Origin of the sequence: uncultured Aurantimicrobium sp. (assembly GCF_936931525.1) — a bacterium.
GTDB lineage: Bacteria > Actinomycetota > Actinomycetes > Actinomycetales > Microbacteriaceae > Aurantimicrobium.
Genome location: NZ_CAKZII010000092.1, coordinates 18,644 through 32,131, shown reverse-complemented (window position 1 = coordinate 32,131; position 13,488 = coordinate 18,644). Strand labels below are relative to the sequence as shown.

General features: G+C 55.7%; 13 protein-coding genes and 1 tRNA gene. 11 read left to right on the top strand and 3 right to left on the bottom strand.

The features are described from left to right. The 10 genes from Q0362_RS04470 to Q0362_RS04425 form a co-directional block, all read left to right on the top strand. A partial coding sequence (locus tag Q0362_RS04470; RefSeq protein WP_298120304.1) for a phosphoenolpyruvate carboxykinase domain-containing protein occupies positions 1-462 on the top strand: 462 nt, incomplete at its 5' end. 103 nt (positions 463-565) lie between these two features. After that, positions 566-1,246 carry a MazG family protein gene (locus Q0362_RS04465; RefSeq protein ID WP_298120303.1) on the top strand — a complete coding sequence of 227 codons (681 nt, stop codon included), beginning with the start codon at positions 566-568 and terminating at the stop codon, positions 1,244-1,246. A gap of 30 nt (positions 1,247-1,276) precedes the next feature. Beyond that, a complete protein-coding gene (locus Q0362_RS04460) occupies positions 1,277-2,458 on the top strand; it encodes a hypothetical protein (protein ID WP_298120301.1) in 1,182 nt (393 codons plus the stop codon). Between the two features lie 4 nt (positions 2,459-2,462). Continuing rightward, positions 2,463-3,770 carry a histidine--tRNA ligase gene (hisS, locus tag Q0362_RS04455; RefSeq protein WP_298120299.1) on the top strand — a complete coding sequence of 436 codons (1,308 nt, stop codon included), beginning with the start codon at positions 2,463-2,465 and terminating at the stop codon, positions 3,768-3,770. A 59-nt stretch (positions 3,771-3,829) separates the two neighbouring features. Then, entirely contained in the window at positions 3,830-5,110 is a 1,281-nt protein-coding gene (eno, locus tag Q0362_RS04450; RefSeq protein ID WP_298120297.1) for a phosphopyruvate hydratase, read from the top strand. 17 nt (positions 5,111-5,127) lie between these two features. Continuing rightward, the gene (locus tag Q0362_RS04445) at positions 5,128-5,619 is read left to right on the top strand and encodes a septum formation initiator family protein (protein WP_298120294.1); all 492 of its coding nucleotides are present in this window, start codon (positions 5,128-5,130) and stop codon (positions 5,617-5,619) included. An 11-nt stretch (positions 5,620-5,630) separates the two neighbouring features. Beyond that, a complete protein-coding gene (locus Q0362_RS04440; RefSeq protein WP_298120292.1) occupies positions 5,631-6,143 on the top strand; it encodes a DUF501 domain-containing protein in 513 nt (170 codons plus the stop codon). Next, positions 6,119-7,384 (top strand): S8 family serine peptidase, encoded by a 1,266-nt coding sequence (locus tag Q0362_RS04435; RefSeq protein ID WP_298120289.1) that lies wholly within the window; start codon positions 6,119-6,121, stop codon positions 7,382-7,384. Before Q0362_RS04440 ends, Q0362_RS04435 begins: the two co-directional genes overlap by 25 nt. Before the next feature lie 31 nt (positions 7,385-7,415). Beyond that, complete coding sequence (locus Q0362_RS04430) at positions 7,416-8,810, top strand: NAD(P)/FAD-dependent oxidoreductase (RefSeq protein ID WP_298120286.1); 1,395 nt, start codon at positions 7,416-7,418, stop codon at positions 8,808-8,810. A gap of 64 nt (positions 8,811-8,874) precedes the next feature. Next, positions 8,875-8,951 (top strand) — tRNA-Leu (locus Q0362_RS04425). 34 nt (positions 8,952-8,985) lie between these two features. On the opposite strand, the gene Q0362_RS04420 is transcribed toward Q0362_RS04425, so the two are convergent. From Q0362_RS04420 to Q0362_RS04410, 3 genes are all read right to left on the bottom strand, one after another. Next, complete coding sequence (locus tag Q0362_RS04420) at positions 8,986-9,444, bottom strand: HtaA domain-containing protein (RefSeq protein ID WP_298120284.1); 459 nt, start codon at positions 9,442-9,444, stop codon at positions 8,986-8,988. A 54-nt stretch (positions 9,445-9,498) separates the two neighbouring features. After that, entirely contained in the window at positions 9,499-11,427 is a 1,929-nt protein-coding gene (locus Q0362_RS04415; RefSeq protein WP_298120281.1) for an alpha-amylase family protein, read from the bottom strand. A 113-nt stretch (positions 11,428-11,540) separates the two neighbouring features. Next, the gene (locus Q0362_RS04410; RefSeq protein ID WP_298120278.1) at positions 11,541-12,821 is read right to left on the bottom strand and encodes an MFS transporter; all 1,281 of its coding nucleotides are present in this window, start codon (positions 12,819-12,821) and stop codon (positions 11,541-11,543) included. Positions 12,822-12,917: 96 nt separating this feature from the next. Between Q0362_RS04410 and Q0362_RS04405 the strand changes: the two genes are divergently transcribed. Further along, positions 12,918-13,487, top strand: a complete 570-nt coding sequence (locus Q0362_RS04405) for a LemA family protein (protein WP_280794089.1) — start codon at positions 12,918-12,920, stop codon at positions 13,485-13,487. Position 13,488: the final 1 nt, after the last annotated feature.

Genomic DNA, 13,488 nt, shown 5'->3' with positions numbered 1-13,488 from the left:
GGAACCGTGGGCGACCTGCGCCGCGACCCCTTCGCCATGCTTCCCTTCTGTGGCTACAACATGGCTGACTACTGGGGTCACTGGCTCGAGATTGGTAAGACTCTCGGCGACAAGGCTCCTGCCATCTTCCAGGTCAACTGGTTCCGCAAGGATGCAGACGGCTCATTCCTGTGGCCTGGCTTCGGTGAGAACTCCCGTGTTCTCGAGTGGATTGCTCGCCGCGTAGATGGCGACGTTGCTACCGAGAACGCTCCCATGGGTCGCGTTCCTGCCGCTGGCACTTTCAACCTCGAAGGTCTCGATGTCACAGACGAGGCAATGGAGAAGCTTTTCCACGTAGACCGCAACATGTGGACTGCAGAGTGCGACCTCACTGAGGAGTACTTCGACAAGTTTGGTGACCGCGTTCCAATGGCGCTTACCAATGAACTGGCTCAGCTACGAGGACGTCTCACCACGTAGAACAACTGAGCCAATACCGACAATTTATTGTCGGACGAGTGAACCGGGCCTGTGTCTCTCAGTCTCGGTGAGAGGATGGGGCTGTACATCTGGAGGGAAACTGATGACCAGCCCCATCTTCTCCTCACTTCCTGAGGACCAACAACCTGCCACCAAGCTCGACGAGCTCGTCATGGTGATGGCAAAACTTCGTGCCCCCGGCGGATGCCCCTGGGATGCCGAGCAGACTCACGAGTCGCTGATCAAGTACTTGGTTGAAGAAACCTATGAGCTCATCGATGCCATTGAGTCAGGTGACCGCGACGAGATGATCGAAGAGCTCGGGGATGTGCTCTATCAAGTCATCTTCCACGCCGACCTCGCTTCGAACACCCCTGGTGAAGAATTCGACATCCAAGATGTCGCCGCTCACATGACCGCCAAGATGGTGGGCCGTCACCCGCACGTCTTTGGCGAAAAGAAACTCGAAACCGCTGATGACGTCATGGCTGTGTGGGATGACCTCAAGAAGCAAGAAAAGCCCGGCAGAACCTCCACCCTGGACGGTATTCCTCAGTCCATGCCTGCCCTCGCGCTCGCCGAGAAACTTCTGGGCAAGGCAGAGAAGGTGGGCTTGGAGAAGCAACACCTTCCTGACCCACCCATCTGGGCAGATGAGGATGAGGTGGGCAGCATTCTGCTGAGCATCGTCTCTTCAGCACGTGAACAAGGCATCGATGCTGAGAAAGCACTGCGTGTGCGGCTGCGTGAACTGCAGGAAGACATTCGAGAAGCAGAGAAATAAGCTTTTTCTGATGAATGTTAGCCTGAGTACATGACACCACTGATGCTTTTGCCTGTGCAAAAAAAATGGTGGCGTTCAGTCATGACGGCACTGCTTTCTATGACATTTATTGTGCTCGGCACTGTATCTGCGACGGCAAGTCCAACTGCCCAGGTCATTGCAAATATTGATTATCCAATTGGAATTGTGCAGGATTCGTCTGGAAATATTTTTATTGCGGATAACAACCGGGGTGAACTGGCCGTGGTCCCTACTTCAACCGGAACTCTTTTCGGTGTTCAAGTAGTTGCAGGCCAGAAATCGGTGCTTTCGTCAGTGGCCGGAATCTATGGCTTGGCGATAGATACTCTCAGCGGATCACTCGTGATGACCGCTCAGGCAGGGGCGCTTAAGGCACTAAGTCCGACCTCAGTTACAGTTTTTGGGGTAGCGGTCCCTGCGAATACTCTCACCACTGTCACTTCATCGTTTGTTGACAGAGGAATTGATTTTGATTCTGCGGGTAACTTATATGGGGCTTCCAGTTCAGGCCTATTCGTGTTGCCTGTGGTTACCGGCACTCTTCACGGACAACTCGTAACCGCAAATACACCAGTCGCTGTCTCCGCGGGTTCTGCTTTTACCTCTGACTTTCTAGCTGATGTGGCTCTGGACACAAACGATGCGCTGTATCTCAGCGTCATGTTCGGCGCAACAGGGGTGTATGCGATGCCCGTCACAACACGTACGATTTTCGGTGTGCTTGCACCGGCAGACACTTTCACTCGGGTTGTTGCTGGAGCTGACGTTCAAAACCCGTGCGGAATTGATCTGGACGATCACGGAGTGCTTTACATCGGAAGTTGGGGCTCCGGCAACGTTAATGTAAGTTCAAACTCTTCAGTCACACTTTTTGAACAACCAATTCCAGCGAATGTGTCAACACAACTTACTTCGCTCAACGGTTTCGGGAATCAAGGCGTCAGCGTCAATATCGATAGTTCGCGTGTCATTTCAGGAGCTAACCCCAACACGTATGCATTAGTTGGTACATCCCCTTACGTTGTCCCAACGCCAACGCCAACGCCCACCGGCTCAGCTGTTGTGCCAAATCAGTTGGTAGCGACAGGGTCTACTTCCTCACTCCCCGCTCTGCTCGGAATCATTATGCTCACGGCTGGGCTCTCTTTCTTGGGAATTCGTAAGTTTCAGCACAGAGACATGAAACGATAGTCATATGGCTCGTGACGTATCTCCTCCCCGTGGCATGCGGGATTTCCTGCCTGCCGACAAGGCAAAGCGCGAACGCGCTTTACGCGTTATCCGGGATGTTTACTCCAGCCACGGTTTCGAAGAGATCGAGACACCTGTTGTTGAAGACTTTGAGCGCCTGCACTCCGGCCTCGGCGGCGACAACGAGAAGCTAGCTTTCAGCGTGCTCAAGCGTGGTCTCGACAAGGAAGCTCTTGAAGCAGCAGCCCACTCAGGCGATGCTCACGATTTGGCAGACCTCGGTCTGCGCTTTGATTTGACGGTGCCTCTGGCACGTTTTTATGCCACCCACCGCGCGGAGCTGCCTTCGGTATTCCGTGCGATTCAGATTGCACCTGTGTGGCGCGCTGAGCGTCCGCAGAAGGGTCGCTACCGCCAGTTCGTGCAGTGCGACATCGACATTATTGGTGAAGCAGGTCAGCTCGCCGAGGTTGAGCTCATCACCGCTACCTCTGCTGTTCTCTCCACCCTGGGTCTAGATGGCTGCACCATCCGCATCAATGACCGCCGCATCCTTGCGGGCATCCTGGACTACTGCGGTTTCGCAGCAGAGCGTTTTGGTTCCGCACTGATCTCGATCGACAAGCTCGACAAGATCGGCACCGAAGGCGTCGTCAAGGAATTGTCAGAGACGGGCCCCGATGCGGCCGCCGTCCTGGGCGGACTGCTGGAGCGCATCGAACCACACTTGGCATCCGGTGGCGTTCCGATGACCACCGCAGACATTCTCTCCGTCCTGCCCGACGGCATCGATTCCGATGCCGTGGCAGATTTGGAAACTTTGGCCAAGGCCCTGACGGAACTTCCTTCCGGTGTCGAGGTTCGCTTTGACCCCACTTTGGTGCGCGGCATGGGTTACTACACCGGCACCATCTTTGAGATTGCTCACCCCGAGTCAGGTTCTTCTGTTGGTGGCGGTGGGCGCTATGACGGCATGATTGGTCGCTTCTTAGGCCAGGACGTTCCTGCTGCAGGCTTCTCTATTGGTTTCGAGCGCATTGTTGACCTCATCGAGGTCGACGACGCTGCGGCGTCAGACAGCGTCGTGCTGGTGCATGATGCTGTTCTGGATAGTGCGGATCTCAGCTTGTCCACTCTGATTGCAATCAAGAGCGAACTCATTGCTTCCGGTAAGCGCGTGCGTCTGGAAAAGCGCGCCAAGAACCTCACACCTGTGCTCGATCGAGCTCGTGAAGCCGGATTTGGCTCATTTGCCTTTGTTTCTGCTGAGACTGCGAGCGCCAAGGACTTGGTCTTCAAGGACCTCGCCTAGAATTACTAGTAATTCCCTCCCCTTTTCTTTACAAAAAACACATCACACAAGGAGATACTGTGGCCCTCATTGACGCCATTGGCGCACGCGAAATTCTCGACTCTCGCGGTAACCCCACCGTTGAAGTAGAGGTTCTGCTCGAAGATGGCGTGCTTGCCCGCGCTGCAGTTCCATCCGGTGCATCCACCGGTGCATTCGAAGCATACGAACTTCGCGACGAAGACAAGAACCGTTACCTCGGTAAGGGTGTTCAGAAGGCTGTTGACGCAGTCATCGACGAAATCGGCCCTGCACTCGAAGGCTTCGACGCAACCGACCAGCGCCTCATCGACGGTGCCATGATCGAACTCGACGGCACTGAGAACAAGAAGCGCCTGGGCGCTAACGCCATCCTGGGTGTTTCTCTCGCTGTTGCCAAGGCTGCTGCAGACTCTGCAGACCTTGCTCTGTTCCGTTACGTTGGTGGCCCCAACGCTCACACTCTTCCGGTTCCCCTGATGAACATCATCAACGGTGGTGCCCACGCTGACACTGGTGTGGACATCCAGGAGTTCATGGCTGTTCCTCACGGTGCAGAGAGCTTCTCTGAGGCACTGCGCTGGGGTGTGGAAATTTACCACTCGCTCAAGTCTCTGCTGAAGAAGAACGGCATGGCTACCGGTCTGGGTGACGAGGGTGGATTCGCTCCTGACCTCCCCAACAACCGTGGTGCACTCGAATTCATCATGGGTGCTATCGAGCAGGCTGGCTTCAAGCCAGGCAAGGACATTGGTCTTGCACTCGACGTTGCTTCCTCTGAGTTCTACAAGGACGGTTCGTACCACTTCGAGGGCCAGAAGCGCACCTCTGAAGAAATGACTGCCTACTACGCAGAACTCGTTCGCGACTTCCCACTGGTCTCCATCGAGGACCCACTGGACGAAGACGACTGGACCGGTTGGACTCACATCACCGCTGAGCTCGGCGACAAGCTTCAGCTCGTGGGAGACGACCTCTACGTAACTAACCCTGTTCGTCTGCAGAAGGGTATCGACCTCAAGGCCGGTAACTCGATCCTGGTCAAGGTGAACCAGATTGGTACCCTCACCGAGACTCTCGATGCAGTTTCCCTCGCACAGCGTCACGGCATGAAGGCCATCCTTTCTCACCGTTCCGGTGAGACCGAGGACACCACCATTGCTGACCTCGCTGTGGCAACCGACTGTGGTCAGATCAAGACCGGTGCTCCTGCACGTAGCGACCGTGTTGCGAAGTACAACCAGCTTCTGCGTATTGAAGAAGAACTGGGTGAAGCAGCTGTCTACGCAGGCAGCAGCGCTTTCCCTCGCTTCACCGCCTAAGGCACTAACGGCCCTTCATGGCTCAGAAAAACGTTCGCGTTCGTAAGGTTCCGGTGGCATTAGTCACCGGAACCACGAAGGCGGGCGTCTGGCTCGGCAGCATTCGTCTGTCGGGCTTTTCTATCTTGATCATGAGTCTCACCCTGCTGGGTGTGCTTGTGCTCGCCCCTCAGCTCAAGATCTTGATTGAGCAGCGTCAGGTTATTGCCGACCTCCAGGCAGAAGCAGACCTGCGCCAAACCCAGATCACGGATCTGGAGAAGCAGCGTGCTCGCTGGGATGACCCAGCCTATGTTCGCGCCCAAGCCCGTGACCGTTTGTATTACGTCATGCCAGGTGAGATTAGCTACTTGGTTATCAACGACGCCACCATCGATGACCTCAAGCGTGAGAAAGCCACAGCTTCCTTGCAGGACACCAGCACAGACTGGGTCTCTGGCTTGCTCAAATCTTTCCTCATTGCCGGTTTGGGAACGCCCACACCTGAGCAAGTGCAGCCCACCCCCTAAGAAAGTTCTCTATGCGCCCGCCATTTGACCCCGCTACCGACGACGACATTCGCATTGTGTCGGCGCAGCTTGGTCGACCCGCGCGCGACGTTATTGGTATTCCTGCCCGCTGTGTCTGTGGTGCTCCGACAGTGGTCGCGACCGCGCCCAGGTTGTCGGATGGAACTCCGTTCCCCACTTTCTATTACTTGACTCACCCGGCAGCCACCATTGCCATGTCGGACTTGGAAGCAACCCAGGTGATGGCTGAGTTCACAGATATCTTGAACGCCGACGAAGACATGCAGAAGCAGTACCTCGTTGCTCATGAGCAGTTCATTGCCGACCGTGAATCCGTAGCTGTCGTTCCTGAGCTGGATGGCATTTCTGCCGGTGGCATGCCGGTGCGTGTGAAGTGCCTTCACGCTCTCGCCGGCCACTCCTTGGCAGCTGGTCCTGGCGTGAACCCCATCGGTGACTTGGCGTTGGCGCGTTCATCGTGGTCACCTGAGGTGTGTCAGTGCATCGACTACGACGCGGCTTAGCCTCACTTTCCGTTCTTGCCGTCACCTTGTTGGCGGTCTTCTCGGCAACCCCTGCACGCGCTGACTACATTCGCGATCTTGAATACTGGCTCGGGGATTACAACTTCTATCAAGCCTGGGATGTGACCCAAGGCGACGGTGTTCTGGTCTCTGTTATTGACTCTGGAATTGGCTACGCCCCCGATATCAATGCTGCTGTTGTGGGCGGGGCAGACTTTTCGGGGATTGGTTCTCCCGATGGCCGCACCCCGGTGGGGGAGTCTCCTGATCACGGCACGCTCGTCGCGTCTGTTCTTGCTGGCCGTGGCACCGGTGGCAACAACGGCGTGATTGGAACTGCGCCACAGGCGCAATTGCTGTCAGCTTCAGTGGCCTTCGGTGTTGAAACCGAGATCCCTTCAGATGAGCAAATTGCCAACGCCATTATCTGGTCTGTGGATCAGGGCGCGAAAGTGATCAATATGTCACTGACCCGCAACAGCTTGGAATGGCCCACCAGCTGGGATGAAGCCTTTATGTATGCCTTTGACCACGATGTGGTCATTGTGGCGGCAGCCGGTAACCGTGGCACCGGAACGAACGAAGTCGGTGCTCCGGCCACTATTCCGGGTGTGCTCACCGTTGCTGGCCTCGACGTCAATGGTGAAGCCAGCTATGACGCATCCAGTCAAGGAATCACCATTGGTGTCTCTGCTCCCAGTGAAGCACTCGTGGGCGTTGCTCCGGGTGGCGCCTATATGAAGTGGTCAGGCTCGAGTGGTGCGACGCCGATTGTGGCAGGTCTGGTGGCACTTGTTCGTGCCTCGCACCCAGAGCTAGATGCCAACAATGTGATCAACCGCATCATCTCCACGGCAACCCCGGTTGGTGACGTCCCCAGCCCCATTTATGGCTACGGCAAGATCAACGCGTATGCCGCTGTCACGGCGGAAGTTCCTCTCGTGAAGGTGAACCCATTGGGCACTCTGGCCGAGTGGATCAAGCTGTACCGCCGTGGAAGTTCGACCAACACTGCAGAACCCTGGGACACTTCGGCACCCACCCCAGCGCCCCTACCTTTCGATAGCGGGAATATTCCGGGACTTCCAACCCTGTATCAGCTGACCACGGTGGGTGTTCCGTTACTGTTTTTCGCTGGATTCGGTACGATTGTAGTTATCGGGTACATCGTTGTTGCTCGAAGACTTCGTCCTGTTGTTCCGCGTGAAAGTTCCCTCCACGAAACAGACGAGACGCCCTAACCCCACTTTGTCTAGCTGGAGACGTATTACTGTGCCCAAGATTCTTATTGTCGGTGCTGGTTACGCAGGTTTTTATACCGCGTGGAAGCTCGAAAAACTGCTCCGTAACGGAGAAGCAGAGGTCACCATTGTTGACCCACTGCCCTACATGACCTACCAGCCATTCCTGCCTGAAATTGCAGCTGGCTCCATCGAGGCACGTCACGCTGTTGTCGGTCACCGCTCACACCTCAAGAAGACCCGCATCATTTCGGGCAAGGTTGCTGGCATTGACCACAAGAAGAAGACCGCAACCATCGTTCCCAACGCGGGCAAGCAATTTGCAGAACAGTATGACCAGGTCATCTTCACTGCTGGTGCTGTTTCTCGCACCTTCCCCATCCCTGGCATTGCAGACAATGCAATCGGTCTGAAGACCATCGAAGAAGCAGTTGCGATCCGCGACCGCATCCTCACCAACTTCGACAAGGCAGCTCAGCTTCCTGCAGGTCCTGAGCGTGACCGTCTGCTCACCGTCACCGTCGTGGGTGGTGGCTTCGCAGGTATTGAAGTTTTCGCCGAGCTTCGCTCACTGGCCTCTGACCTGATCAAGGACTACCCAGAGCTCACCTTCGATGACACTCACTTCCACCTCATCGAGGCAATGGGTCGCATCATGCCTGAGGTTTCCCTCGAAACCAGCCACTGGGTTCTCAAGAACCTTGCTGAGCGTGGTGCTCAGGTTCACCTCGACACTCAGCTCCAGTCGGCAGAGAACGGTGTCATCCAGCTCTCCACCGGTGAAAGCTTCGAGTCTGACCTCATCATCTGGACTGCAGGTGTCATGGCTAACCCCATGCTCCGCGCAACCGACTTCCCCCTCGACGAGCGTGGCCGTCTGCGCGTTCGTGCAGACCTGCGCGTTGAGGGCGACAACGGAGTTATCGAAGGCGCCTGGGGCGCTGGAGACGCAACCGCATGCCCCGACCTTTCAGGTGGCGGCGTAGGCGGTTACTGCGTTCCTAACGCTCAGCACGCTGTTCGTCAGGGCAAGCTCATGGCTCGCAACATCGTTGCAGTCCTGCGCGGCGAAGGCCCCACTGACTACTTCCACAAGAACCTCGGTGCTGTTGCAGGCCTCGGCCTCAACATCGGTGTGTTCCAGTCCGGCAAGATTGCCCTCAAGGGTTACATCGCCTGGCTCGCACACCGTGGCTACCACGGTCTGGCTATGCCTTCCTTCGAGCGCAAGTTCCGCGTCGTGGGTGGCTGGTGGAACAACTTCTGGCTTGGCCGCGACATCGTCTCCCTCGAAGCTCGTGAGCACCCTCGCGCAGCATTCGAAGAGTTCGCTTCACGTCCAGCACCTGCAGCAGCTCCTGCCAAGGCAGCAGCTAAGCCTGCAGCAAAGAAGGCTCCTGCAAAGAAGCCAGCGGCTAAGAAGTAAAACTTCCAAAACAAAAGGGAGGCTGTCATGGCCTCCCTTTTGCTTTGCTAGCCTGAGAAGGTACGCCCCCATAGCCCAATCGGCAGAGGCAATCGACTTAAAATCGATCCAGTGTGGGTTCGAGTCCCACTGGGGGTACCAATTACTCGTGAACGAGTGAACGATGAAGTCTGGTTCACGTCCACGAAATGCTGACAGGGCTGAGTTCCTGGCCCACGCTGTATTGCTGTCCCATCAAAGCTTGTCCTGCGGGAGCTAGCGCGACATCAGCTGTGAGCTGAGGCGCAGGTGACGTCACGTTAATCGTTGCGAAGGTACCGAAGCTGTCAGCGCCAAAAACACTTTTGGTGAGGGTCTCTAGTTCCCCAGTCGTGCCATTGAGTGTGATGCGAGGGTCATGAATCTCCACGCGCATGCCGCCCCAATGCCCGGTAATGATGACCGAGCCGCGGAACTGCAAAGTGCCCTGTTGAGTTTCGTGTTCAAAGTCAGAGGCTTCAGTATCGAGCGGAAACAAGAATTCGTTTCCTTCGCGCGAAGCGCCAGAAGTGGTTTCAAAAACGCCATCTTCTAATCGCTCGATATAGGCAATCAAACTTTCTTTGATGCCCCAGGTCAGCATTGTTGTCGTCATGATGATTCCATCATTCCAGTGAATGTTGGATTTGGTTGCTTCATTCCCGTCGGGTTAGGCCTGACTAAACCAACGCATCTCATAGGGGGCGAGGGGAACCCCAGTTCCAATGTCGAAAGTGTGACCCGTGAGGTGGTCGGTCACCTTGGTGGTGAGAGTTCCGAGTTCTGATGCAGATAGCCACCTTGGACTGTCTGAAAGGTTATAGACCTGCACAATATCTCCTGCAGGGTGAACGCGATCGAAGATGACCACTCCTTGACCCGTGCCCTTGCGGACCTTCGTGGCAACGCTGGCATGAAGGGAAGGCAACGTCTTCCTTACTTCGATGACGTGCTTCATGCGGTTATAAATCATGCCCGCAGCCTTGTCGTTGAGCTCACCAGAAGCTGCTGCGTCAGCGACTTTCCAATTCATCTTGGGTCGGTGTAACCAGCGGTTATCTTCGGCCTTTGTTTCGTCCTTGAGATAGCTGTGGTCGTTGAGTAGACCAATCTCATCGCCCATGTAGAGCAGAGGGATTCCGCCGAAACCAAAGACCATTGTGTAGGCGCAGAGGTAGCGTTCAATGGCGAGAGCAAGCTGTTTGTCGTCTTTGAGCTTGAGGGCCTTCTCAATACCCGCCAAGCTGGCGCCGGTACCTGAGGTTCTGCGCTCACCACTGACGGGGTCGGGCATAAAGGCTTCACCTGTGGCCAGGGAGCCATAGAAGCTGCCTTCGAAGTATTCAGCTAAGAACATGCGGTGGTCGTGACCATTCAGGCCCACTTCGTGGGCATCGGTGTCATCGATCGCCCAGCCAATGTCATCGTGGCAACGCAGGTAGACGCCCCACGCCGTGGTGCTGGGGAGCCCTGCAAAGCGGGACATGGTGTGAACCATGAGGGTGGCATCCTTGGCTGCGATAGCGGACCAAATCTGCACCATCAAGCTGTTGTGATACGCGAGGTCAGAAACCTTGCCGGCATGCTTGCCCTCACCGAAGTAAGCGCCAACCTGGGCGGGCCCCACGATCGCTTCAGCTTTGAAAATCATGGCAGGGGAGAAGATCTTGGTGAATGCGCGCAGTGCCTGGGTAATGACATGAACCTCGGGTTCACCCTGACAGATGGTTCCCATCCGCTTCCACATAAATGCAATGGCATCAAGGCGAATGCAGTCAACGCCGTGGTTAGCCAGGTTCGCAATAATGTCTGCGTAGTCGCAGAACACAGCAGGGTTCGACCAGTTCACATCCCATTGGTAGGAGTTGAAGGTGGTCCAGACCCAGCCCTTGAGGTCGTCATCCCAGGTGAAGTTACCAGGAGCAAAGTCAGGGAAGACTTCTAGCAAGCTCTTCTCGAACTGATCAGGAATGGTGCGGTCTGGATAGACATAGAAGTAATCGCGATAGGTGGCATCACCTGAGCGTGCTTTCTCTGCCCATTCGTGCTCGAGTGCAACGTGGTTGAGCACGAGATCGAGGGTTAGTGAAATGCCAGAGTCATGCAGCTTGTCTGCTGTGGAGCGCAGTTCCTTCATGGAACCTAAATCTTCGCGCAGTGAGCGATAGTCCATCACGGCATAGCCGCCGTCGTTCGCACCTGGCCGAGGCTTCAAGATGGGAAGCAGGTGCAGGTAGGTCACACCGAGGTTCTCTAAGTAGGGAATGCGCTTAGTGATGCCTTTGAGGTTCTTTGCAAAGAGGTCTGCATAGGCCACGTAGCCAATAGTTTCGGGGCTTTGGAACCAGTCTTGTGCCAGCACGCGCTCGCGGTCTCGTTGCTGTAAAGATTCATCTCGTTGCAGGTGCGCCGCAGCCATCACTTCGATGAGTTGAGGAAGAGCCGTCTCGATCGGGTAAATCTCAGCGAGTGCTTCCACGAGGTCCCCACCCCAGCGGTCAAAGCGGTCGAGTAAATCTTGAGCACCACGAGTACTGGTGCCTACAAGTCCTTGGAGCTGCACTCGAGCAGCCTCGACAAGGTCGGGAATGTGTTGCATAAGGGAGGGACTCCATTGTCTCTAACCTGTCCGTCTCTTAACAGGTTGAGAAAAGTGTATTCCCGTGGGGTACAAGACGGAAACTTCTCCGCCGATTTATGCCTGAATATGCGTTAGGAGACAGGTGCAGGTGCCTTTCGAATGCGGAAGCTGATCCACGCTGCCACAGCACATAATGCCGCAGCTCCAAACCAAGCCAAGGTGTATTCACCGGTTTGGTCACGGATAACACCAGCAGCCAATGCGGCGATAGACGCACCAACCTGGTGTGCTGCATAGACCCAGCCGAAAACGATGGGACCTTTCTTTCCAAACACTTCATTACAAATGGCAATGGTGGGTGGAACGGTGGCAACCCAGTCCAGCCCATAAACCACGATGAAAATGATCAGGCTGGGCTGGATGGTTGCCGAGAGCAACACCGGCAGCAGAAGTAAAGAGATTCCTCGGCCGAAGTAGTAGATGCCTAACAGAATCCGTGGGTTCACTCGGTCAGTCAGCCAACCAGAAGCAACTGTTCCGACAATGTCGAAAATACCCACAGCTGCCAGTAGCCCAGCTGCTGTTGTCTCGGGCATCCCGTGATCGTGTGCTGAAGGAATGAAGTGCACGCCAATGAGCCCATTGGTTGTTGCCCCGCAGATAGCAAAGCCTGCAGCGAGTGCCCAGAAGGTGCGGGTCCTGGCTGCCTCGCGTAACACGGTGAGGGCATACTTTGCAGGGTTGCCGGTGGGAGGAGAAGCAGCTGTTTCCGCGGCTGCCTTCTCAGCTGCCTTTTCGCTCTCGCCGAAACGGCGAACACCCAGGTCGGCTGGTGAATTGCGCATAAACAGCAAGATCAGTGGCACGACGGCCAGGGCGGCACCTGCCATCACGAGCGAAGCCGCCCTCCAGCCGGTGGTGGTGACAAGTCCAGCCATCACAGGCAAAAAGGCCAACTGTCCTGTTGCGCTTCCTGCGGAGAGAATTCCTGAGACAAGTCCTCGTCGAGCAACGAACCAGGTGTTGGTGATTGTTGCCGCAAAAACCAGCGCCATAGATCCTGAGCCCAGGCCGATCAGAATTCCCCAGGTGAGAATCAATACGAAGGGAGTGGTGGCAAAGATACTGAGGGCACTACCTGCAGAGATGAGGAGAAGCGCCGCCGTAGTGACTTTCCTCAGACCAAAGCGGTTCATCAGTGCTGCAGCGAAGGGGGCGGTGAGCCCAAAAAGCAAAATGTTGATGGCGATAGCCAGAGAAATCGTGGCGCTACCCCAGCCAAATTCTTCTTCTAGGGGCACCATCATGACGCCGGGAGCAGAGCGGAAACCGGCAGCGCCCACCAGGGCTAGGAAGCCCACCGCGGCAACAATCCACGCTGGGTGAATCAGGCGCTTGCGCTGGGTAGACATTGCTCAAGCCTAGTAAGGAAAGGTTCCTGCAATCAGAGAAGATGTATTCACGATTCTCTCGGCAGACATCCAGCTTTCTCGTCGTAACATGGAGGCATGGATGTACTGCTCCCCGTACTTGGTCTCATTGTTGTTATCGCCGCCGTCGTAGGTATTTACCTGTGGTCGACATACAACGCGCTGGTTACCCTCAACGTTCGCGTTGACGAAGCGTGGAGTGACATTACCGTCCAGCTCAAGCGCCGTGCGGATCTCATTCCGAACCTGATTGAAACAGTTAAGGGATATGCCGCCCACGAAAAGGGCGTCTTTGAGGCTGTCACCAAGGCTCGTGCCGAGACTCTTTCTGCCAGCACCCCTGCTGCCGCAGCAGAGGCTGAAGGCCACATGCAATCTGCACTGAAGAGCATCTTTGCTGTGGCAGAGGCCTACCCTCAACTGCACGCCAGTGAAAACTTCCTCCAGCTCCAGGGTGAACTCGTCGACACCGAAGATAAGATCCAGGCTGCTCGCCGTTTCTATAACGGTGGCGTTCGTGAGTTCAACACCAAGATCCTCACCTTCCCCAACAACATGTGGGCAAACAAGTTGAAGTTCGACAAGCGCGACTTCTTCGATGTTGCGGACGCTGCAGCAATTGCTGAGCCTCCACGTATTCAGTTCTAAT

Excerpts from the sequence above, each read along its gene's own strand:
- Q0362_RS04460 (WP_298120301.1), top strand. The coding sequence starts at position 1,277 with ATGACACCACTGATGCTTTTGCCTGTGCAAAAAAAATGGTGGCGTTCA.
- Q0362_RS04445 (WP_298120294.1), top strand. The coding sequence starts at position 5,128 with ATGGCTCAGAAAAACGTTCGCGTTCGTAAGGTTCCGGTGGCATTAGTC.
- Q0362_RS04415 (WP_298120281.1), bottom strand. The coding sequence starts at position 11,427 with ATGCAACACATTCCCGACCTTGTCGAGGCTGCTCGAGTGCAGCTCCAA.
- Q0362_RS04465 (WP_298120303.1), top strand. The coding sequence starts at position 566 with ATGACCAGCCCCATCTTCTCCTCACTTCCTGAGGACCAACAACCTGCC.
- Q0362_RS04420 (WP_298120284.1), bottom strand. The coding sequence starts at position 9,444 with ATGACGACAACAATGCTGACCTGGGGCATCAAAGAAAGTTTGATTGCC.
- hisS (WP_298120299.1), top strand. The coding sequence starts at position 2,463 with ATGGCTCGTGACGTATCTCCTCCCCGTGGCATGCGGGATTTCCTGCCT.
- Q0362_RS04405 (WP_280794089.1), top strand. The coding sequence starts at position 12,918 with ATGGATGTACTGCTCCCCGTACTTGGTCTCATTGTTGTTATCGCCGCC.
- Q0362_RS04440 (WP_298120292.1), top strand. The coding sequence starts at position 5,631 with ATGCGCCCGCCATTTGACCCCGCTACCGACGACGACATTCGCATTGTG.
- Q0362_RS04410 (WP_298120278.1), bottom strand. The coding sequence starts at position 12,821 with ATGTCTACCCAGCGCAAGCGCCTGATTCACCCAGCGTGGATTGTTGCC.